At 73.0% G+C, this 20,682-nt stretch carries 22 protein-coding genes, 1 pseudogene and 1 riboswitch; of the genes and pseudogenes, 12 read left to right on the top strand and 11 right to left on the bottom strand.

The genetic code is table 11. The annotated features are described in order from the left end of the window. The first annotated feature begins 89 nt into the window (after positions 1 to 89). The 5 genes from RV983_RS27695 (at position 90) to RV983_RS27675 (ending at position 4,997) form a co-directional block, all read left to right on the top strand. Entirely contained in the window at positions 90 to 1,076 is a 987-nt protein-coding gene (locus tag RV983_RS27695) for a DEDDh family exonuclease (RefSeq protein ID WP_475988438.1), read from the top strand. A 90-nt stretch (positions 1,077 to 1,166) separates the two neighbouring features. Then, on the top strand, positions 1,167 to 1,421 hold the full coding sequence (locus RV983_RS27690; protein WP_384284525.1) for a hypothetical protein: 255 nt from the start codon (positions 1,167 to 1,169) through the stop codon (positions 1,419 to 1,421). Positions 1,422 to 1,509: 88 nt separating this feature from the next. Beyond that, entirely contained in the window at positions 1,510 to 2,391 is an 882-nt protein-coding gene (locus tag RV983_RS27685) for an SURF1 family cytochrome oxidase biogenesis protein (protein WP_475988437.1), read from the top strand. 45 nt (positions 2,392 to 2,436) lie between these two features. Next, positions 2,437 to 4,230, top strand: a complete 1,794-nt coding sequence (locus RV983_RS27680) for a glycoside hydrolase family 15 protein (protein WP_475988436.1) — start codon at positions 2,437 to 2,439, stop codon at positions 4,228 to 4,230. A gap of 5 nt (positions 4,231 to 4,235) precedes the next feature. Next, on the top strand, positions 4,236 to 4,997 hold the full coding sequence (locus RV983_RS27675; protein ID WP_475988435.1) for an SDR family oxidoreductase: 762 nt from the start codon (positions 4,236 to 4,238) through the stop codon (positions 4,995 to 4,997). Between the two features lie 18 nt (positions 4,998 to 5,015). On the opposite strand, the gene RV983_RS27670 is transcribed toward RV983_RS27675, so the two are convergent. Genes RV983_RS27670 through RV983_RS27650 form a run of 5 tightly spaced genes read right to left on the bottom strand, consistent with a single transcriptional unit; the run spans position 5,016 to position 7,291 of the window. After that, the gene (locus RV983_RS27670) at positions 5,016 to 5,594 is read right to left on the bottom strand and encodes an alkaline shock response membrane anchor protein AmaP (protein WP_475988434.1); all 579 of its coding nucleotides are present in this window, start codon (positions 5,592 to 5,594) and stop codon (positions 5,016 to 5,018) included. Next, entirely contained in the window at positions 5,591 to 6,184 is a 594-nt protein-coding gene (locus tag RV983_RS27665) for a DUF6286 domain-containing protein (protein ID WP_475988433.1), read from the bottom strand. The genes RV983_RS27670 and RV983_RS27665 overlap by 4 nt, the downstream gene beginning before the upstream one ends. After that, on the bottom strand, positions 6,181 to 6,570 hold the full coding sequence (locus tag RV983_RS27660; RefSeq protein WP_475988432.1) for an Asp23/Gls24 family envelope stress response protein: 390 nt from the start codon (positions 6,568 to 6,570) through the stop codon (positions 6,181 to 6,183). The genes RV983_RS27665 and RV983_RS27660 overlap by 4 nt, the downstream gene beginning before the upstream one ends. Before the next feature lie 9 nt (positions 6,571 to 6,579). Continuing rightward, positions 6,580 to 6,762 (bottom strand): hypothetical protein, encoded by a 183-nt coding sequence (locus RV983_RS27655; RefSeq protein WP_475988431.1) that lies wholly within the window; start codon positions 6,760 to 6,762, stop codon positions 6,580 to 6,582. A 40-nt stretch (positions 6,763 to 6,802) separates the two neighbouring features. Next, positions 6,803 to 7,291: an Asp23/Gls24 family envelope stress response protein gene (locus RV983_RS27650; RefSeq protein ID WP_475988430.1), complete on the bottom strand. Its 489-nt coding sequence runs from the start codon at positions 7,289 to 7,291 to the stop codon at positions 6,803 to 6,805. Positions 7,292 to 7,450: 159 nt separating this feature from the next. Between RV983_RS27650 and RV983_RS27645 the strand changes: the two genes are divergently transcribed. Both RV983_RS27645 and RV983_RS27640 read left to right on the top strand, forming a co-directional pair. Then, complete coding sequence (locus RV983_RS27645; protein WP_475988429.1) at positions 7,451 to 8,197, top strand: hypothetical protein; 747 nt, start codon at positions 7,451 to 7,453, stop codon at positions 8,195 to 8,197. Between the two features lie 85 nt (positions 8,198 to 8,282). Next, positions 8,283 to 8,987 (top strand): annotated as a pseudogene (locus RV983_RS27640) (RNA-guided endonuclease TnpB family protein); the annotation flags it as partial. A 32-nt stretch (positions 8,988 to 9,019) separates the two neighbouring features. Here the strand turns inward: RV983_RS27640 and RV983_RS27635 are convergent. The 3 genes from RV983_RS27635 to RV983_RS27625 form a co-directional block, all read right to left on the bottom strand. Then, positions 9,020 to 9,811: an enoyl-CoA hydratase/isomerase family protein gene (locus tag RV983_RS27635; RefSeq protein ID WP_475988428.1), complete on the bottom strand. Its 792-nt coding sequence runs from the start codon at positions 9,809 to 9,811 to the stop codon at positions 9,020 to 9,022. Between the two features lie 129 nt (positions 9,812 to 9,940). Beyond that, positions 9,941 to 10,162: a helix-turn-helix domain-containing protein gene (locus tag RV983_RS27630; RefSeq protein WP_018560612.1), complete on the bottom strand. Its 222-nt coding sequence runs from the start codon at positions 10,160 to 10,162 to the stop codon at positions 9,941 to 9,943. Positions 10,163 to 10,571: 409 nt separating this feature from the next. Then, positions 10,572 to 12,170: an ABC-F family ATP-binding cassette domain-containing protein gene (locus RV983_RS27625; protein ID WP_475988427.1), complete on the bottom strand. Its 1,599-nt coding sequence runs from the start codon at positions 12,168 to 12,170 to the stop codon at positions 10,572 to 10,574. A 241-nt stretch (positions 12,171 to 12,411) separates the two neighbouring features. Between RV983_RS27625 and ypfJ the strand changes: the two genes are divergently transcribed. After that, complete coding sequence (gene ypfJ / locus RV983_RS27620; protein WP_475988426.1) at positions 12,412 to 13,305, top strand: KPN_02809 family neutral zinc metallopeptidase; 894 nt, start codon at positions 12,412 to 12,414, stop codon at positions 13,303 to 13,305. Between the two features lie 152 nt (positions 13,306 to 13,457). After that, positions 13,458 to 13,874, top strand: coding sequence for a VOC family protein (locus tag RV983_RS27615; RefSeq protein ID WP_475988425.1), 417 nt, complete (start codon positions 13,458 to 13,460; stop codon positions 13,872 to 13,874). Between the two features lie 18 nt (positions 13,875 to 13,892). Here the strand turns inward: RV983_RS27615 and RV983_RS27610 are convergent, their stop codons facing one another. The 3 genes from RV983_RS27610 to RV983_RS27600 form a co-directional block, all read right to left on the bottom strand. Beyond that, positions 13,893 to 15,272 (bottom strand): hypothetical protein, encoded by a 1,380-nt coding sequence (locus RV983_RS27610; RefSeq protein ID WP_475988424.1) that lies wholly within the window; start codon positions 15,270 to 15,272, stop codon positions 13,893 to 13,895. A 125-nt stretch (positions 15,273 to 15,397) separates the two neighbouring features. Next, the gene (locus RV983_RS27605) at positions 15,398 to 16,510 is read right to left on the bottom strand and encodes an alpha/beta hydrolase (protein ID WP_475988423.1); all 1,113 of its coding nucleotides are present in this window, start codon (positions 16,508 to 16,510) and stop codon (positions 15,398 to 15,400) included. A gap of 58 nt (positions 16,511 to 16,568) precedes the next feature. Then, entirely contained in the window at positions 16,569 to 17,288 is a 720-nt protein-coding gene (locus RV983_RS27600) for a class II aldolase/adducin family protein (protein WP_475988422.1), read from the bottom strand. Between the two features lie 116 nt (positions 17,289 to 17,404). Between RV983_RS27600 and RV983_RS27595 the strand changes: the two genes are divergently transcribed. The 3 genes from RV983_RS27595 to RV983_RS27585 all read left to right on the top strand — a co-directional run bounded on the left by RV983_RS27595 (position 17,405) and on the right by RV983_RS27585 (position 20,404). Next, positions 17,405 to 18,796 carry an NAD(P)/FAD-dependent oxidoreductase gene (locus tag RV983_RS27595; RefSeq protein ID WP_475988421.1) on the top strand — a complete coding sequence of 464 codons (1,392 nt, stop codon included), beginning with the start codon at positions 17,405 to 17,407 and terminating at the stop codon, positions 18,794 to 18,796. 118 nt (positions 18,797 to 18,914) lie between these two features. Then, positions 18,915 to 20,147, top strand: a complete 1,233-nt coding sequence (locus tag RV983_RS27590) for an inorganic phosphate transporter (protein WP_475988420.1) — start codon at positions 18,915 to 18,917, stop codon at positions 20,145 to 20,147. Between the two features lie 41 nt (positions 20,148 to 20,188). Then, positions 20,189 to 20,404 (top strand): hypothetical protein, encoded by a 216-nt coding sequence (locus RV983_RS27585; RefSeq protein ID WP_475988419.1) that lies wholly within the window; start codon positions 20,189 to 20,191, stop codon positions 20,402 to 20,404. A 147-nt stretch (positions 20,405 to 20,551) separates the two neighbouring features. Next, positions 20,552 to 20,678, top strand: a riboswitch (cobalamin riboswitch). Positions 20,679 to 20,682: the final 4 nt, after the last annotated feature.

The raw sequence follows: 20,682 nt of genomic DNA, 5'->3' as shown, positions 1-20,682 counted from the left end.
GCTTCCGGCCCGTCCTGCCGCCATTGACCGGGGCGGGACCGGACGGGGCCGGTCAGGACTGTCGGTGGCCGCCCGTATTGTGTTCCACCATGCACGCGTCCCAGCTTCCGCAGCCACCGTGGCCCGAGGCCTACCCCGACGGGTACGCCGTCGTGGACGTCGAGACCACCGGGCTCGGCCGCGACGACCGGATAGTCTCCGCCGCCGTCTACCGGCTGGACGCGCGCGGCGAGGTGCAGGACCACTGGTACTCCCCCGTCAACCCGCAGCGGGACCCGGGCCCGGTGTGGATCCACGGCCTGACCTCCGACATGCTGGCCGACGCTCCCCTGTTCGGCGAGATCGCGGAGGAACTCGCCGCCCGGCTGGCGGGGCGCGTCTTCGTCGCCCACAACGCGGTCTTCGACTGGTCGATGCTGTCCAGGGAGTTCGCCCGCGCCCGGACCATCGCGCCGGTGGAGCACCGGCTGTGCACCATTGTGCTGTCCAAGGAGCTGGGCCTGCCGCTGCCCAACCACAAACTGGTGTCGCTGGCCGCGCACTACGGCGTCGTGCAGCAGCGCGCCCACCACGCCCTGGACGACGCCCGCGTCCTGGCCGAGGTCTTCCGCCCCAGCCTGCACCAGGCGGCGGCCGGGGGCCTGCGGCTGCCGCTGCACGCCTGCCGCCCGCTCACTGAGTGGATCGACACCGCCGCCGAACCGCGGTCGGTGGCCGCCGGTTACCGCTCCACGTACCGGCCCATGAGCTGGCGGACCAGCCGGAGGCGGCCCGCCTGCCCCTACCCAAATCCCGGGCGGCTGGAGCAGGACGGCCCGCTGATCCAGGGGATGCGGGTCGCCTTTTCGGGGGACACGAACGTCGACCGCGAACTACTGGAGGACCGGGCGACCGAGGCCGGACTGCACGTGTCGTCCAGCGTCAGCAGGCTCACCAGCGTGCTGGTCGCCAACGACCCGGGTTCGCCGACCGGCAAGACGGTGCGGGCCCAGCAGATGGGCACCCCCGTCATCGACGAGCGGCGCTTCGCCGAACTGCTCAGGGACGTCGCCCCGGCGCCCGACGTGCACGGCTGAGGCCGCCCGCGGCAGCCGTTCGGGTGGTGCCGGGCCGACGCACCCGCCCTGCGATTGCCGCTCCCCCGCCCCACCCGCACTCTGGGCCTCATGGCCCGATGTGAAGTCTGCGGCAACGACTACGTCATGAGCTTCGAGGTGCACGCCCAGGGGGCCGTGCACGTCTTCGACAGCTTCGAGTGCGCCATCCACCGGATGGCCCCCATCTGCGAACACTGCCGTGTCCGGATCGTCGGCCACGGCGTGGAGGTGGACGGCCACTGGTACTGCGGCGGGCACTGCGCCAAGGCCGAGGGCCGTACCGGCATCGTCGACCGTGTCGGGTCTGCCGCCTCCCGTAACTGATGGCGGCCGGCGGGCGGCCACGGGCGAGGGCGCCGCGGCGTCCGACCCCTGCGGAAAGCGCCCCACGACCGAGTTGTACGGTCATGGGGTGTACCGCTTCCTGTTGTCCCGCCAGTGGGTGATCCTCACCCTCGTCGGACTGCTGATGATGCCCACCATGGTGCGGCTGGGCTTCTGGCAGTTGCACCGGCACGAGCGCCGGGTGGCGAACAACCACCTGATCTCGCACAACCTCAAGGCGGCCCCCCTCGCCGTGGAGTCGCTGACCGGCCCGGGGGCGGTCGTCCCGAAGAAGGACATCTACCGGACGGTCACCGCGACCGGCCGCTACGACACCGCTCACGAGGTCGTCGCCCGCCAGCGCACCGCCGCCGACGGGGACAGCATCGGGTACCACGTCATCACCCCCCTGGTCATGGCCGACGGCCGCGCGGTGCTGGTCAACCGGGGCTGGATCGCGGCCGGCGGCAACCTCACGAAGCTCCCGAGGATCCCCGCCGCGCCCTCCGGTGAGGTCAGCGTCACGGGACGGCTTCGCCCCGACGAGACCACCTCCGAGACCGGGATCAGGAACAAGGGCGGACTCCCCGACCGCATGATCATGCTGATCAACAGCGGGCTGGTCGCCAAGGACCTGCCGGCCGGCGAGAAGCCGGTAGGCGGTTACATGGAGCTGTCCGCCACCTCGCCGAAGCCCGCGGGGCACCAGCCGGAGCTGATTCCGGAGCCGGACCACAGCAGCATCGGCATGCACATGGGCTACGCCATCCAGTGGTGGCTGTTCACCGCCATGGTGCCGGTCGGCTGGGTCATCCTGGTGCGCCGGGAGCGCAAGGAGCGGCTCGCGGCGCAGGAGACCGTCCAAGAGGTCGCGGGCGGCCCCGGGGAGGGGCCCGGCGCGGAATCCGCCGGCGACTCCCCGGAAGGGGACACGCCCGGCCAGGCCGTCGCTGCGGTCGCGTCCCCGTAGGCCGCGGGGCACTCTCTAAGGGGGGCCGAGCGCGGAGGCGGAACCGTGGCGGGACCTATCGAGGACTACGCGATCATCGGCGACCTGCAGACGGTCGCACTGGTCGGCAAGAACGGCTCCATCGACTGGCTCTGCCTGCCCCGCTTCGACTCCGGCGCCTGCTTCGCCGCCCTCCTCGGCGGCCACGACAACGGCAACTGGCGCATCGCCCCCGCGTCCGCGCCCTCCGACGAGCCCTGCACACGTCGCGCCTACCAGGGCGACACCCTGGTGCTCGAAAGTGTCTGGGAGACCCCTTCCGGCACCGCCAAGGTGATCGACTTCATGCCGCAGCGGGACCGTGCGCCCGATGTGATCCGCATCGTCGAGGGCGTGTCCGGCAGCGTCCCCATGACCAGTGAATTGCGACTGCGCTTCGACTACGGGCACGTCGTGCCGTGGATGCGCCGCAGCGAAGGGCACCGGATCGCCATCGCCGGCCCCGACTCGGTGTGGCTGCGCAGCGAGCCGCCGGTCCACATGTACGGCAGGAACTTCGCGACCCACGCGGACTTCGCCGTCTCCCCGGGCGAGCAGTTCGCCTTCACCCTCACCTGGCACTCCTCGCACGAGCGGCGGCCCCGGGCGATCGACCCCTACGAGGCGCTGCGGCAGAGTGTGCGGGACTGGGAGACCTGGTCGGCCCAGTGCCGGTACGACGGCCCCTGGCGGGATGCCGTGCTGCGCTCGCTGATCACCCTCAAGGCGCTGACGTACGCACCCAGCGGCGGCATCGTCGCGGCGGCCACGACCTCGCTGCCCGAGGAGATCCGGGGCGTGCGCAACTGGGACTACCGCTTCTGCTGGCTGCGCGACGCGACGCTGACCCTCAATGTGCTGGTCGCCACCGGCTACCTCAAGGAGGCGTACCGCTGGCGCGACTGGCTGCTGCGCGCCGTCGCCGGCGACCCCGCGGATCTGCAGATCATGTACGGGATCGCGGGCGAACGGCGGCTGCCCGAGCAGGAACTGGGGTGGCTGGACGGCTACGAGGCGTCGCTGCCGGTGCGCGTCGGCAACGCCGCCGCGACGCAGTTGCAACTGGACGTCTACGGCGAGGTCCTGGACTCGCTCTTCCTCGCCCGCACCCGCGGCATGCAGGACGAGCCGCACGCCTGGGCGGTGCAGCACGCGCTGATGAACTTCCTGGAGTCGGCGTGGCGCCGGCCCGACGAGGGTCTGTGGGAGGTGCGGGGCGAGCGGCAGCACTTCGTCCACTCCAAGGTGATGGCCTGGGTGGCGGCCGACCGTGCGGTCCGCACGCTGGAGGTCCGGCCGCAGCTGTCCGGCAATGCGGCGGCCTGGCGTGCGATGCGCGACGAGGTGCACCGTGAGGTGTGCCGCAAGGGCTTCGACAGGGAGCGCAACACCTTCACGCAGTACTACGGCTCGCAGGAACTGGACGCCGCGACCCTGCTCATCCCCCAGGTGGGTTTCCTCCCGGTGACCGACCACCGGGTGATCGGCACCGTCGAGGCCGTGCGCACGGAGCTGGACCACGGCGGCTTCGTCCGCCGCTACACCCTGGAGGAGAGCAGTGTGGACGGTCTGCCCGGCAGTGAGGGCGCCTTCCTGGCCTGCTCGTTCTGGCTCGCGGACGCCCTGCACCGCACGGGCCGCCGCGACGAGGCCCGCGCACTCTTCGAGCGGCTGCTGGGGCTGTGCAACGACGTGGGCCTGCTCGCGGAGGAGTGGGACCCGGTGGGGAAACGCCAACTGGGCAATTTCCCACAGGCGTTCAGCCACATCGGGCTCGTCAACACGGCACTCACGCTGTCCGGTACGGAAGGGGCACGATAGCGATCATGGACCTTGGGCTGAGGGATCGGGTGTACATCGTCACCGGCGCCAGCCGCGGGCTGGGCTTCGCCGCCGCCCGCGAACTGGTCGCGGACGGCGCGAAGGTGGTCGTGAGCGGTCGCGGCGAGAAGCCGGTGGCGGACGCCGTCGCGGCACTGGGCGGCTTCGGGAACGCGATCGGGGTCATCGCCGACAACGCCGACCCGCAGGCGCCGGAGCGGCTGATCACGGCGGCGCGGCGCGACTTCGGGCGACTGGACGGGATGCTGATCAGCGTCGGCGGGCCGGCCGCGGGCACCGCGGACGTCATCGGCGACGACCAGTGGCGCACGGCCTTCGAGTCGGTCTACCTGGGCGCGGTGCGGCTGGCGCGCGCGGCCGCGGAGGAGCTGGGCGAGGGCGGGGTGATCGGCTTCGTGCTCTCCGGGTCCGTGTACGAGCCGATTCCGGGCCTGGCGATCTCCAACGGCCTGCGGCCGGGCCTGGCGGGCCACGCCAAGGACCTCGCCAACCAGCTCGGCCCGCGCGGCATCCGCGTCGTGGGGCTGCTCCCCGCGCGGATCGACACCGACCGGGTCCGCGAACTCGACGCCCTCACCGACGATCCCGGGGCCGCCCGCGCCCGCCTGAGCGAGCGCATCGCCCTGCGGCGCTACGGCACCCCTGAGGAGTTCGGCCGCACGGCCGCGTTCTTGATGTCGCCCGCTGCCTCGTACCTGACGGGGCTGATGGTGCCGGTCGACGGCGGCGCCCGTGGCGAGTACTGAGCGACGGCCCCCGGTGGTTCAGCTGACCCGGGTGGCGCGGTGGCTGACGGCGCGCAGCCGGGCCTCGGCGGGCAGGGCGGGCAGTCCGGCCGAGGTGCGCGCCCGGCGCAGGACCGCACCGTCGAGCTCGGCCAGCACGGCGCCGGGGACGGCGTGAGGGGCGAGGGCGAGCAGGAGACGGGCCGTTGGGGCGGTGGGGGTACCGGCGATGGTGGCGACGGCGTGGTCGACGCCCGGCAGTTCGGCGGCGTCCGCGGCGATGACCTCCTCCAGGGCGCGGCCGCGCAGGACCGCCCCGCCCTCGTCGTCCGCGTCGACGGCGAGCCGACGCAGCCGTCGCTCCCGCGGCTGGGCGAGCAGCCACCACAGCGCGGCGAGCACGATCAGCGACAGGGCCGTCAGGACGACCGGCCACCACCAGGAGGTGCCGGCGTACCGGGCGCGGTCGCCCGCGGCGAGCAGGACGTCGTGAGGACCCGTCCAGGGCCGGTCCAGCAGGCCGGCCCCGGCGCCCAGCACGGTGACTCCCGCGAGGAGCAGCACCAGGCCGGCGAGGGCGAGCAGGACGCGGTTGACCGTGGAGCGCACCGCGCTCACCCCGTTTCCATGCGGCGTACGTGCAGCGACAGCGCGAGCGGGCGGTGCAGCCCCAGCTCGTCGAGGGCCGCGGCGAGAGCGGTCTCCAGGTCGGCCCGCACCTCCGCGGTCTCCCGGAAGGCCACTTCGGCCCGGACGGCCGCCGCCCGGCGGCCCACGGCGACCTGGGCGAATCGCACCCCAGGCACCTCCACCGCGCGGTCCCGCAGGGCGAGTTCGGCCGCGTGCCGGTCGATTCCGGCCCGGACACCGGCCGTTCCGGGGCGCATCGGCAGCACGTCGCGCATCCCCGGCGTCGTGGCGAGCACGATCAGCCACAGCCCGAGAACGACCGCGACGGAGCCTGCGGCGAGGATCCACGGATCGTCGACGGGGCGGGCGGCGAGGTCGTCCGCGAGCCACTTGCGCCAGGCCATGGCGGACCGTCCGGCGCGGACCGCGGCGACGTCGTAGAGCAGCACACCGGCGAGCGCCAGCACCACGAACGCGATGACGGCGGCGGGCACGCGGCGCGGGGACCAGAAGCGCCGTACCCGGGGGGACGCCGCCACGACCGCCTCGGGCTCGCGCGTCCGCGCGGTGTCACTCATCGCACCCTGCCCTCCTCGGCCGCGTGCGAGGGCTGCGAGTGCAGCCGTTCCACCTCCACGACCACCCCCTGGACCACGATCCCGGTCAACTCCTCGGCCCGTTCCGCGACATGGCGCCGCACCGCACGGCTCACCGCGGCGATGTCGACCGGGTAGCCGAGTTCGACGGACAGGCGCACATGCATCCGGTCGCGGTGGACGGAGACACTGGCCCGCGGGAACGCGCCGCGCGGCACGTGCTCCTGGCCGGGCGCGCCGGCGAGCGTCTCGCGGGCGGCCTGCGCGGCGATCTTCGCCGGGACGCGGTCGGCGATGCGCAACGAGCCGCGCTCGGCGGGGGCGAGGAGCGGAACGGCGGACGTCCGGGCCGGCTCCGCGGTCGTCATGAGGCCGCCTCACCGCCGCCGGTCGCGGGTACGGAAGAACTCACCGGGCTCCAGGTCGCCGTCGAAGTACCGGCCGACCAAAAACCCGACGGCGCCGAGCGCCGCCACCAGCAGGAAGGCGGCGAAGCCGCCGAAGTACCCGGCGAAGCCGAGCGCCATCCCGACGATCAGTCCGATCAGGGCCATGTTCATGGTCCGCTCCCTGTGCTGCGGCCGTTGTCCGGCGCCGATGTCACTGGACCCGCTGCTCCTGGTCGTCGTCGTCCGTGTCGTCGGGCAGTTTGACGTCCCCTACGGCGATGTTGACCTCGACGACCTCCAGGCCGGTCATCCGCTCGACGGCGACGATCACGTTCTCCCGGACGGCGTGGGCGACCAGCACGATGGACACGCCGTAGTCGACGACGATGTCGAGGTCGAGCGCGGCCTGCACCTCGCCGACCTCCGCCCGCACCCCGCGGGTGCCGGACTTTCCTACGGGCACCCGGTCGCGCACCGCGCCGAAGCCGCGCGGGATCCCGGCGCCGAGAGCGTGCACGCCTTCCACGTCGCGGGCCGCGAGACCGGCGATCTTCTCCACCACCCCGTCCGCGATCGTGGTCCGGCCGCGGGTCGCGGGGTCGCCGAGCGGCACCTTGCGGCCGGTCGCCGAAGTGCCCGGGCTGGTGCCCTTCTCCAGTGTCCTTCCCCTGCCCTCGCCCTGCTGCACGGTCTCGGTCATCCCACCTCGTCCCTTCGACCTTCCGATGGCGGGAGCGGTTCGGGCTGCTCCGTGCACCACACTATGTGGGCATGCCCCGTCACGCCGTGAGGATGCGGCGACCGGGCGAGGACGGCGGCGCACCGGCGTACGCCCTGGGGTGGAGGGAGGCGAGGGCCGATGACCGCGGACCGGCTGGCGCAGGCGGTGCGCCGGCAACTCGGGCTCGGCCGGGTCCTGCCGCTGGGGGACGCCGGGGACACACTGTGGGTCACCGAGAGCGCAGCGGCGGCGGTGCTGCGGGCGGCGGCCGCGCGGGTACCGGGGGTACGGCTCGGGCGGCTGCGCATCGGTGCCGCGGGACCGGCCCAAGCGGCGGCGCCCGTACCGGAGTCGGCGCCACCGGGCGCGCTGGCACGGCTGCCGCTGCGGATCGAGGCCGTGTTCGAGGCCACACTCGAACTGCCCCTGCCGGATTCGGTGCGGCGGTTGCGTGACGCGCTGTGGGAGGCCGCGGAGCACGGCGTCGGGCTGGAACCCGCGGCGGTCGATCTGACCGTCAGCGGGCTGCTGGACTCCGACGCACCCCAACCGGCCGGGCAGGAAGCGGTGTCGGCGCCTTCGGCCGCTTCCTCCGCCGAGGCGGACGACACGACGGCGGACGCCACGACGGTCGACGCCACGGCACCGGGAAGCACCACGGCACGAAGGGCGGCCGCCGCGGTGCCCGGGGTCGCCCGGCTCACCGCGCGGCTGGGCGGGCAGGCCCACCCCGCCAGGGTGCAGGTCGCGGTCGGCGCGGGACATCGCGCACGGGACGTCGCGCGTGCGGTCGCCACGGCGGTGACGGCCGTGACAGGGGGCGTCACCACCGTCGTGGTCACCGACATCGCGCCCTGCGGCGGACTGCCGGGGGCGCGCCGGTGACCGGGTCCGGCCGCTACCGGGTCTATTCGCAGTGCATCGGGATTCAGCCCGGTGGTGAAGCGAATCCTTGGCCCGTTCTGACCTCGCCTCTTTCGTCGTCGAGACCGGCCCGGACGATGTGCTGCCGCAGACAACGCCCGCGGTGGGCATCGACCTCGGGCTGGGGCACTTCGCGGTCCTGTCCGACGGCACGAAGATCGACAACCCCCGGTTCCCGCGCCGGGCGGAGAAGCGGCTGAAGAAGGCGCAGCGTGTCCTGTCCCGTAAGGAGAAGGGTTCCAGGAACCGGGACAGGGCCAGGGTTCGTGTCGCGGGGGCGCACGCCCGGGTCGCGGACGCGCGCCGCGAGTTCCCTCACCGGCCCTCCACGAGGCTGATCCGCGAGAACCAAGCGGTCGCGGTGGAGGACCTGGCGGTGAAGGGACTCGCCCGCACGCGCCTGGCCAAGTCCGTCCACGATGCCGGATGGTCGGCGTTCGTGGCCATGCTGGAGTACAAGGCCGCCCGGTACGGGCGGGAACTCATCCGGATCGGCCGCTTCGAACCCACCAGCCAGGTGTGCTCGCAGTGCGGCGTGAAGGACGGCCCCAAGCCGCTGCACATCCGTGTGTGGACGTGCCAGGCGTGCGGGGCCGTCCTGGACCGGGACATCAACGCGGCGGTCAACGTCGCCAAGGCCGCCGGACTGGCGGTGACAGCCTGTGGAGCGCAGATAAGACCGGGACCCGTCCCGGCACCGCGCAGCGAAACAGGAACCCACCCGACACCGCAGCCTTCACCAGCGCGGTAGGCGGGAATCTCCCCCCAAGGGGGGAGAGGATGTCAATCCCCGACGCCCGCGAGGTCTCGCAGCCGGCGGCCCTGCGCGGCCCGTTCGGCGGTGCGCTGCTCCTCGTAGGTGCGGCCGGAAGCCTGGCGGAGCAGAGCCTTGGTCTCGATCACGGCGTCGCGGGGCGCGGCCAGCAGGGCGGCGGCGAGGTCCTGGACGGTGGCGTCGAGGGCGTCGGCCGTGACGGCGATGTTGGCCAGGCCGGTGCGCACGGCCTCCTCGGCGTGGACGAAGCGACCGGTGGCGCAGATCTCCAGGGCCCGTGCGTAGCCGACGAGTTCGGTCAACGGCTTGGTGCCGCCCAGGTCGGGGACCAGGCCCAAGCCGGTCTCGCGCATGGCGAACTGCACGTCGTCGGCGACGACGCGCAGATCGCACGCGAGAGCCAACTGGAAGCCGGCACCGATCGCGTGCCCCTGGACGACGGCGATCGTGACGATGTCATTGCGCCGCCACCAGGTGAACGCCGACTGGTACTCGGCGATCGTGGCTTCGAGTTCGCCCTCGGACGCACGGGCGAGATCGATGAACGACGGCTCGCCGTCGAATCCCTCCGGCGTGAAAGCCTGTCGGTCGAGTCCCGCGGAGAAGGACACGCCTTCCGCGCGGAGCACGACCACCCGCACACTGCCCGGCAGAAGCCGGCCCGCTTCCTCCAGTGCCCGCCACAAAGCGGGCGACTGGGCGTTCCGCTTGGCCGGGTTGCACAACGTCACGGTGGCGACACTGTCGTCCGCCGTGAGCCGTACACCGTCGCGCTCAAGCAGCACTGTGGGGTCAGACATCGGGCACCTCCGAGCGATCCGCAGACTTGATTACCGAAGAGTAACCACCCGGTCGGTCATTTCCGTGACCGGGTGGCCCTGTCATGTCTCCGGACCACTGCATATCGCCGTGCCAGGCGCCGACACCTGTCAGGCGGTGGAAACCTTCTTGCCCCGTGTGGCTCCGCCGCGACCACGCAGGGTCACGCCGGACTCACTGAGCATGCGGTGGACGAAGCCATAGGAGCGGCCGGTTTCCTCGGCCAGCGCTCGGATGCTTGCCCCGCCGTCGTACTTCTTCTTGAGGTCTGCCGCGAGCTTCTCGCGCGCGGCGCCGGTCACCCGGCTGCCCTTCTTCAGAGTCTCGGCCACCCGTGCCTCCTCTAGGGAAGTGCGCTCTGTGACTCTCATGATCACCCCTAGGAGACTTCCTGGCCACCCATTCGGCAAGGTCCGTGCAACAACATTGGGAGCCCTGTTGACGTGGGAGGCGGGCGTCCCAGGAGGCGAAATCGGGCATTCCGCCGCGCGGTCCGCGCGGCCCTCCCGAAGCCGCCCGAGAAAGGGCAGGTCACCAAGGTCGGTAAGGAGTTTCCCCATGTGACGCGGCTGATCGACTCCACCGTTCGACGGATCGCACGTTGGCGCGCCGGAGTACGAGCCGGACTCACACAGATGAAGGATCACCCGTCGGCCGAATGATCCAGTGGATTGATCCACACGGATGATCAGCCGCGCGTCGACGGGCCCCCGGACGGCTCCCCGGAGCCGCGCCGGCGGGTCAGGCGAGGGACACCAGGTCCACGTAGTCCTTGCCCCACAGGTCCTCGACGCCGTCGGGCAGGAGGATGATCCGCTCCGGCTGGAGCGCCTCCACGGCGCCCTCGTCGTGGGTGACGAGGACGACGGCACCGGCGAAGGTGCGCAGCGCGCCGAGGATCTCCTCGCGGCTGGCCGGGTCGAGGTTGTTGGTGGGCTCGTCGAGCAGCAGCACATTGGCGCTGGAGACGACGAGGGTGGCGAGCGCGAGACGGGTCTTCTCGCCGCCGGACAGGACGCCCGCGGGCTTGTCGGCGTCGTCGCCGGAGAAGAGGAACGAGCCGAGGATCTTGCGGACGGCGACCAGGTCCATGTCGGGCGCGGCGGAGCGCATGTTCTCCAGCACGGTGCGGTCCGGGTCGAGGGTCTCGTGCTCCTGGGCGTAGTAGCCGAGCTTCAGGCCGTGGCCGGGGACGACCTCGCCGGTGTCGGGCTGCTCCGTGCCCGCCAGCAGCCGCAGCAGGGTGGTCTTGCCCGCGCCGTTGAGGCCGAGGATGACGACCCGGGAGCCCCTGTCGATGGCCAGGTCGACGTCGGTGAAGATCTCCAGGGAGCCGTACGACTTCGACAGGCCGGTGGCCGTGAGCGGGGTCTTGCCGCAGGGCGCGGGGTCCGGGAAGCGCAGCTTGGCGACCTTGTCGGACTGCCGCACCGCTTCCAGTCCGGACAGCAGCTTGTCGGCGCGGCGCGCCATGTTCTGGGCCGCGACGGTCTTGGTCGCCTTGGCACGCATCTTGTCGGCCTGGGCGTTGAGGGTCGCGGCCTTCTTCTCGGCGTTGGCGCGCTCGCGCTTGCGGCGCTTCTCGTCGGCCTCGCGCTGGGTGAGGTACTGCTTCCAGCCCATGTTGTAGACGTCGATCTGGGAGCGGTTGGCGTCCAGGTAGAAGACCTTGTTGACGACCGTCTCGACCAGGTTGATGTCGTGGGAGATGACGACGAAGCCGCCGCGGTAGGTCTTAAGGAAGTCCCGCAGCCACAGGATCGAGTCGGCGTCGAGGTGGTTGGTCGGCTCGTCCAGCAGAAGGGTGTCCGCGTCGGAGAAGAGGATGCGGGCCAGCTCCACACGGCGCCGCTGACCGCCGGAGAGGGTGTGCAGCGGCTGGGCCAGCACACGGTCGGGCAGGCTCAGGGCGGCGGCGATGGTGGCGGCCTCGGCCTCGGCTGCGTAGCCGCCCTTGGTGAGGAACTCGGTCTCCAGCCGCGCGTACTTCTTCATCGCGTTGTCCCGGGTGGCGCCCTGGCCGGTGGCCATCCGCTCCTCGTTCTCGCGCATCTTGCGCAGCACCGTGTCCAGTCCGCGGGCGGACAGGATGCGGTCGCGGGCGAGGACGTCCAGGTCTCCGGTGCGCGGGTCCTGCGGCAGGTAGCCGACCTCACCGGCGCGGGTGACGGTGCCGCCGGCGGGCATGCCCTCGCCGGCGAGCACCTTGGTGAGGGTGGTCTTGCCGGCGCCGTTGCGGCCGACCAGGCCGACGCGGTCGCCGCGGGCGATACGGAAGGATGCGGACTCGATGAGGACGCGGGCTCCGGCGCGCAGCTCGATGCCAGTGGCAGTGATCACGGGAAAGGCTCCTGGGCGTGGCGGACGGCTGTCTGACGTGCCGCGCCAGCGCGTCGTGGGTGGTGGGTGACGGGCGACGTGCGGGCGGAGGGTCGCGGTGAGCGACGGCCGTCTAATGCGCTTGGAGTACTGCCATGCCTCCAGTCTACCGGGGGCGCCGCAGTGGCCCGGCAAACGGTTTTCGGCCGCCGGCGCCGGAAGCCGCTCCTGCGCAGCGCGGGGCCGCGGCAGTGGCGGGGCCATGCAGTTCGACGACGACGCGCCGCTCGACACCTCCGAGGTCGAGGACCAGCGGGGCGGCTCGTCCGGCGGTGGGCGCGGACGGATGGTGGGCGGCGGGATCGCGGGGCTGCTCGTGGTCGTCGTGGGGCTGATCCTCGGGATCAGCCCGGACCCGCTCGGGCTCTCCGACGACCCGCCGGCCCGCGCGCCGGGGGCCACCTCGGGGCCGAACCTCGCCGCGGGCTGCCGGACGGGGGCGGACGCCAACACCCGGCAGGACTGCCGCATGGTCGCCGTGATCAACAATGTGCAGGACTACTGGACGGCCGAGTTCCGGCGCCGGGGCGCGGTGTACCGGCCCGCGCCGACGGTCTTCTTCGACCAGCCGGTCCGTACGGGCTGCGGGGTCGCCGACCCCTCGTCGGGGCCCTTCTACTGCCCCGAGGACCGCAAGGTCTATCTGGACCTGGACTTCTTCGCCACGCTCAGCCGCCGCTTCGGAGCCGAGGGCGGCCCCTTCGCGGAGAGTTACGTCGTCGCCCACGAGTACGGGCACCATGCGCAGGACCTGGCGGGCACCCTCGCCTCGACGCAGGACCGCCGTACGGGCGCGAACAGCAACTCGGTGCGGGTGGAGCTCCAGGCGGACTGCTACGCGGGCGTGTGGGCGCACCACGCCACCACCACGCGCGACGCGACCACGGGCAGCGCGCCGATCACGGGGCTGACCGACGGCGACATCCGGCAGGGTCTGGACGCGGCCGCGGCGGTCGGGGACGACGCGATCCAGTCCCGGGTGCAGGGCCGGGTCGACCCCGACTCCTGGACGCACGGCTCCTCGGCGCAGCGGCAGCAGTGGTTCGGCACGGGTCTGCGCTCGGGGAACCTGAACGACTGCGACACCTTCCGCTGAGCGGTCGTCCGGCCGGTGCCGCCGGGCCGCTCCGTCGTACCCGGTGGCACGGGCCGGGGGCGCGCACGCGAGGGCCGTTGTCGGACCCGCCTGCCACACTGAGATTCACGTCACACCGGTGGGACACGTTCCGGAAGGGGAGAGTGATCGCCATGGCAGGCAACAAAACCGCGCCCGCAATCTGCCCGACGCTGCGCTACAAGGACGCGAGGGCCGCCATCGCCTTCCTCGAGGACGCCTTCGGCTTCACAGAGGTCGCCGTGCACGAGGGCGCGGACGGCACCGTGCAGCACGCCGAACTGGCCTACGGCGACGGACTGGTGATGCTGGGCAGCGCGCGGTCGGACACCCCGTTCAGCCGGGTCGCCGGGGACCTCGGCACGGCGTCGGTGTACGTGGTGGTCGCCGACACCGACGCCCACCACGCACGGGCGGTCGCGGCGGGAGCGGAGGTCGTACTGCCGCTCACCGACCAGGACTACGGGTCGCGGGACTACACCGCCCGCGACCCCGAGGGCAATCTCTGGTCCTTCGGCACCTACGCGCCGCGGATACCGGCCCGGGGGTGACCGGGCCGGCGCCGGGCGTCACTCCCCGCCGGTGTGGACCTGGAAGGCGGCCCTGCGCATCGCCTTGGCGACCGCGGGGTCCGGGTGGGCGGCGGCGAGGGCGACGAGCACCTGGACGGTGCGCGGGTGCCCGGCGACGCGGAGTTCGTCGAGCAGGCGGGAGACCGAACCCTCGAGGGCGGCGTCGAGGTGGCCCACCAGCAGATGGCTCTCACCGTGGTCGGCGACGGCCGCCGCGGTGTCCACCCACAGCCAGATGGCCTCCTCGCGGGTGAGCAGCGCCGCGGCGTCCTCGGGGTCGGCGCCCTCGTGCTCGGCGAGCCACATGAGGGCGTAGGGGCGCAGCCCCGGCTCGTCCACGACGTGCCGGACAGCGGGCTCGGCAGCGCCGCCGACGACACGCAGCGCCTCGAAGGCGAGCCCGCGCAGCAGGGCGTCGTCGCCGCGGGCCACGTCCAGGAACTCGGCGACGGCCTGGGCGACCGGGCGGGCGGCGAGCCAGGCCTTGTACTCGTCGCGGGCCGCGCCCGGGGCCATGCCGATGCACGCCTTGAGCATCTCCTCGGCGGAGTGCTCGAAGTGCCCGGCCGGACCCTGGGCGGCGACGCAGATCTGCTCCAGCTTGACCCACACCGCCCAGCTGCCGAGCGCGGTGATGGTGACCTCGCCGGGGCGGGCCGGGTCGCGGGGCTCCAGGGCGCCGACGCGGGCCAGCGCGTCCAGGGTCCAGTCCAGGAGAGGGGGCAGGTCGTCACGGCCGCCGCCGGCCGGGGGCTCGTGACGCTCCGCGCGCAGCTCGTCGACCCGCTGGCGCAGCAGGTCGAGCAGGGCCGCCACGGCGACCGGCCCCGAGGAGAGGTGCAGGAGGGAGAGCAACTGGGGGGCGGCTTCGACGACTTCGGCGACGAGCGCGGGGTCGGCGCCGGCGCACGCCGGATCGAGCGCCGCGGGGTGCGCCAGCGACCAGGCGTCGAAGAGCGCGACCCAGCCGCGCAGTACGGCGGTGTCGTCGCGGTCCCAGGCGCGCAGCCGCCATCCGGGGCGCGCGGCACCGCCCTTGTGGAGTTCGATGAGGCCCGCCAGCCGGGCCCGGTCCCAGGCCGCGCGGACCTGATGGACCGTCAAGGCCAGTGCGGCGACGGCCCGTCGGACATCGGCGTCCCGCAGTATTCCGGCCGTGCCGGGGGCGGCGCCGACCGCGGGGTCGGCCCAGTGGGCCAGCCGGACCGCGTCGGCGAGCTCGGTGCGTGCCTTCCTGGCCAGCTCCGGCAGCGCCGGGATGCCCTCCGGCGGCCTCGGCGGGCGGTTTCGGCGCGTCGCGGCGACACGGCGCGCGGCGGCCAGGGGCCTGCGCGGAACGAGACGCAGCGGAGTGTCTCGCGGGATACGGGACGTCACGGGAGCAGTCTTGCGGGTGAGCACCCGGAAACCCAAACGAGCGTCCCCCCTCGCCACCCGAAGGCCTGCGAATTGCCAGTGGATATACCCATTTATCCACTCTCGCACGAGAGAAAACGAGGAGGCTACAGGAGGGGGGTGAGGAAGCGGCGGACGGCCTCCTCGTAGGGTTGCGGGTTCGCGTTCCACATCGCCGCGTGCGAGGCGTCGTCCACCGGGTACAGCATGACCAGATCCGGCCGGAGGCGGGCCAGTTCGCGGGACGGGCCCCAGGGCGCGAGGGTGTCGCCGGGACCGTGGAAGATCAGCGTCGGCACGCCGAGCCGGCCGGGCGCGGCGGCCTCGGCGATACGTTCCGCGTGCAGGCCGGTCCGGCCCTCGGCGGCGCGCACGCCGAGCGGCAGCAGGACGCGCGGCGTACCCCGGGCGGCCGCGGCGGCGCGGACCGTGCGCTGCCAGTTCAGCACCGGGGAGTCCAGCACCATGCCGGCCACCAGGGCCCGCAGCGGGGAGGCGCACGCCGCCCGGAGTGCCATCGTGGCGCCGGCGGACCAGCCGTAGAGCACCAGGCGGCGCGCGCCGTGCCGGACCGCCCAGCGCATGGCGGCGTCCAGGTCGCGCCATTCGGAGTCGCCGAGGTGCCCGATGCCGTCCGGGGAGCGCGGCGCCCCCTGGTCGTTGCGGTAGGCGAGGACCAGCGCCGGCAGCCGCAGGGCGTGCAGTGTGGGCAGCACGACCATGGCGTGTTCGCGGGTGGTGCCGAGACCGTGCACGAGGACGACCCAGGTGTCACGGGCGCCGTCGACGAACCACGCGGGCATCCGGCCGAGTTCGCCGGGGATCTCGACGTCGCGGTACGCCAGGCCGAGCGCCGAGGCGGGATCGCCGTCGTACACCTGCGGGGTGAGCCGGACCCGCTGCCCGGCGGTCAGGGCACCCTGCCCGACCCGCAGCAGGCGCCGGGTCACCGAGCCGGGAGCGGTGGACAGGACGTCGCCGACGGTGGCGTGCACGTCGCGGCCGATGACGCCGTGGATCCCGCGCCGGGTGGCGCCGAGGGTCCTGCTGAGGGTGACCTCGCGGTCGGTCGCCGAGTGCACGGTCAGCGACTCGGGGTCGGGGCCGTCGGTACGCGGCTTCAGGGCAAGCTCCGACACGTGCCGTCCGGCCGCCACCGCGGCCGCACCGGCACCGAACGCTGTCGTGGCGGCCAGGGCCGCGGCGGTCGTGAGGCGCATCCGTTCCAGTGTCGGGGCGGGCGTGCGGCGCGGCCAGTGCTGGGCGCCGTCCGGGGAGCTACTCCGGGACGACCTGCCCGCCGCCGGCGCCGGGCAGGTCGTCCGGGGTCGGCTCGTCCCCCGCGCCGGGCTGCCCGTACTGGCGCAGTTTCTCGGCGACCCTGGCAAGTTCGATCTTCGACAGCAGGGACGGCGAGAAACCGGCGACGGAGCGGGCGGCGAGCCAGACCTGGCACATCCACTCCAGCTGCGCGGTGCGGTCGTAGGCCTGCTCCAGGTCGTCGCCGTAGACGATGGTGCCGTGGTTGCGCAGCAGGCAGCCGGTGCGGTCGCGCAGCGCGCGCAGCACGTTGGCAGCCAGTTCCTCGCTGCCGTAGGTGGCGTAGTCGGCGACCCGGATGCGCCCGCCGAGCGCGGCGGCCATGTAGTGGATGGCGGGCAGCTCGTACAGCAGCGTGGAGACGGCGGTGGCGTGCACGGCGTGGGTGTGGACGACGGCGCCGGCGTCGGTGTTCCGGTAGATCGCCAGGTGCATGGAGAGTTCACTGGTCGGCCGCAGCGTGCCGAGAACCTGCCGGCCGTCGAGGCCGACGCCGACGGTGTCGTCGGGGCCGAGGCGGTGATAGGGCACCCCGCTGGGGGTGACGAGGACGAGGTCGCCGCCCGCCCGGACAGAGACGTTCCCTGACGTGCCGACCACCAGTCCGTCGGTGACCGAGCGGCAGGCCGTGTCCACCAGTTCCGACCAGGCCTTGCCCACCGTGTCCTGCACCGACATCCGTGCCACCTCCGGGCGCTGATCCTGACAGGTCGGGCGTTGCCGCACACTCCCGGGGCACAGTAGCGTCCCGGCACACCATCAGACCGATCACCCTCACGAATTGCAGGGGCACCATGACCACCGTCAACGGCGGCATCTCCTTCTGGTACGCGAAGTCGGGCCTCCCCGTGCCGCGCGAGCCGCTGCCGGGCGACACGACCGCCGACGTGTGCATCGTGGGCGGCGGCTACACCGGCCTGTGGACCGCGTACTACCTGAAGAAGGCCGTGCCCTTCCTGCGGATCGTCGTCCTGGAGCAGCGCTTCTGCGGCTACGGCGCCTCCGGCCGCAACGGGGGCTGGCTCTACAACGGCATCGCCGGCCGCGACCGCTACGCCGCCCTGCACGGGCGGGACTCCGCGATCGCGCTGCAGCGGGCGATGAACGAGACGGTGGACGAGGTGATCCGGGTCGCGGCGGAGGAGGGCATCGACGCGGACGTCCACAAGGGCGGCGTCCTGGAGGTCGCCCACTCCCCCGCCCAACTCGCGCGCCTGCGGGCCTTCCACGAGGCGGAGGTCGCCTTCGGGGAGAAGGACCGGCTGCTGCTGGGCGCCGCCGAGTCCGCCCGGCGGGTGCGGGTCGCGGACACGGCGGGCGGCACGTGGACGCCGCACGGCGCCCGCGTCCACCCGGCCAAGCTGGTGCAGGGCCTGGCGCGGGCGGTGGAGGCGCTCGGTGTGGTGGTCCACGAGTCCACGCCGGTGACGGAGATCAGGCCCAAGCACGCACTGACGCCGTACGGAAGCGTGCGCGCCCCCTATGTGCTGCGCTGCACGGAGGGCTTCACGGCCGCGATCAAGGGCCACAAGCGGTCCTGGCTGCCGATGAACTCCTCGATGATCGTGACCGAGCCGCTGCCCGCCGAGGTGTGGGACACCATCGGCTGGGAGGGCCGCGAGACCCTGGGCGACATGGCGCACGCCTATATGTACGCCCAGCGCACGGCCGACGACCGGATCGCCCTCGGCGGCCGCGGGGTGCCGTACCGCTTCGGCTCGCGCACCGACGACGACGGGCGCACCCGGCCGGAGACGGTCGAGGCGCTGCGCGAGGTCCTGGTGCGCTTCTTCCCCGCAGCGGGACGCGTCGGGATCGACCACGCGTGGTCGGGCGTGCTGGGCGTGCCGCGCGACTGGTGCGCGACGGTGGAGCTGGACCGTTCGACGGGGCTCGGCTGGGCGGGCGGCTATGTCGGCAGCGGTGTGGCCACGGCGAACCTGGCGGCCCGCACACTGCGGGACCTGGTGCAGCTCGACTCCGGACAGGGCCACGGCACGGAGCTGACGGCCCTGCCCTGGGTGCACCACCGCGTCCGCCGCTGGGAGCCCGAACCGTTCCGCTGGATCGGCGTGCGCGGCCTCTACGCGGCCTACCGCGCCGCCGACCGGCGCGAACAGTCCGGCCGCAGTACGGAGACGGACGCCCTCGCCCGGGCGGCCGACCGGATTTCGGGGCGTCAGTAGCGGCCGCGCGGGGACCGGGGAACCCAGCACCCCCAGGATTCCCATCGTTAACTTTCCGTTCACCCGGACTCCGTACGGTCGCCACCGCCACTGTCGGATCGAACGAATGCCTGGGTACATGGAACACATCACGCTCCTGATCGGAATCGTGATTATCACCGCACTCGTGTTCGACTTCACGAACGGTTTCCACGACACCGCCAATGCGATGGCCACCACCATCTCCACTGGCGCACTGGGCCCCCGGACGGCGGTGGCGATGTCCGCCGTCCTGAACCTGGTCGGGGCGTTCCTGTCGGTGGAAGTCGCCAAGACGATCTCCGGAGGGATCCTCGACGAGACCGCGGGGATCAAGCCCGAGGTCATCTTCGCCGGGCTGGTCGGCGCCATCGTCTGGAATCTGCTGACCTGGCTGGCGGGGCTCCCCTCCAGTTCTTCGCACGCCCTGTTCGGCGGTCTGATCGGCGCCTCCGTCGCGTCGGCGGGGTTCGGGGCGGTCAACGGCGACGCGGTCGTCATGAAGGTGCTCGTCCCGGCCGTCTGCGCGCCGGTCGTCGCCGGGGTCGCCGCACTGCTGGCGACCCGCCTGACCTACCGCATCAGCCGCGGCAGCGACCCGGCCGCGACCGCCAAGGGCTACCGGGCCGGCCAGATCGCCTCGGCGGGCCTGGTCTCCCTCGCGCACGGCACGAACGACGCCCAGAAGACCATGGGCGTCATCACCCTCGCCCTCATCGCCGGCAACGTCGTCGCCCCGGACTCCGACCCGCCGCTGTGGGTCATCGTCTCGGCGGGCCTGGCCATCGCGCTCGGCACGTTCATCGGCGGCTGGCGGATCATCCGCACCATGGGCAAGGGCATCACCGACATCCAGCCGCCGCAGGGCTTCGCCGCCCAGACCGGCGCCGCGGCGGTCATCCTGGCCTCCTCCCACCTCGGCTTCTCCCTGTCCACCACGCAGGTCTGCTCCGGTTCCGTGATGGGCGCCGGTCTGGGCCGCAGGGGCGGCGTCGTGCGCTGGAGCACCGCGGGCCGCATGGCCGCCGCATGGGCGCTGACCCTGCCGGCCGCCGGCCTGGTCGCGGCCGGCGCCGCGCTCCTGGCGGACCAGGGTGACGCCGGCGTCACCGCGGTCGCCGTGCTGGGGCTCGCCGTGTGCGCCGCGATCTGGGTGGCCGCGCGCCGCAGGCCGGTCGACCACACCAACGTCAACGACGACGGCGCGGACACGGACGCCGGGCAGTCGGGCATTGTCACCGCGGCCGTCGCCGCCGTGATGCCGCCGCCCGCGGGCGCCCTCACCCCGGCCGGCCCGCCCGCCGACACCGGCCACGCCAAGGCCACCGCCTGACGGCGGGCACCGCCCCACCGGTCCCGGAAGGACACAGCAGCATGCACATCGACTGGGCGGCCCTCGGCTCCGTCTTCGGCGTCAGTCTCGCCGTCACCGTCGGCCTCGTCGGCCTCTTCACCCTCGGCATCGTCGGCCTGTCCCGGCCGGCCGCGGCCGGGGGCGGTCAGGGCGCCGTGTCGCGCGCGGGCGCGTACGCGTGCTTCGCGCTGTGCGCGGCGGCCGTGGCGTACGGGATCTTCCTGATCGTCTCCTGACGCCCCGGAACGCGGTGCGAACTCGGCCTCAGCTCCCGGCCCTTCCGGTCGTGAGCTGGGGTTTCCGCCTTTCCGGGCCGCTTCGGGACGAGTTGACGGGCCGGAGCGGAGCGTGGTGGTATCGGAACCGCCACACGGCGGCAGGAGAGGAAGTCCGGTGAAAATCCGGCGCGGTCCCGCCACTGTCACCGGGGAGCGCGCCTCCACCAGCGGCCACGGCCCGTACCACGGGCTGGAAGGCCGGGGGTGCCGCCGATCCGGGAGCCAGGAGACTCTCA

The sequence above is a fragment of the Streptomyces sp. RLA123 genome (genome assembly GCF_056270165.1).
Note: the sequence above shows the minus strand (reverse complement) of the source record. Positions and strands in the feature narration are given on the sequence as shown.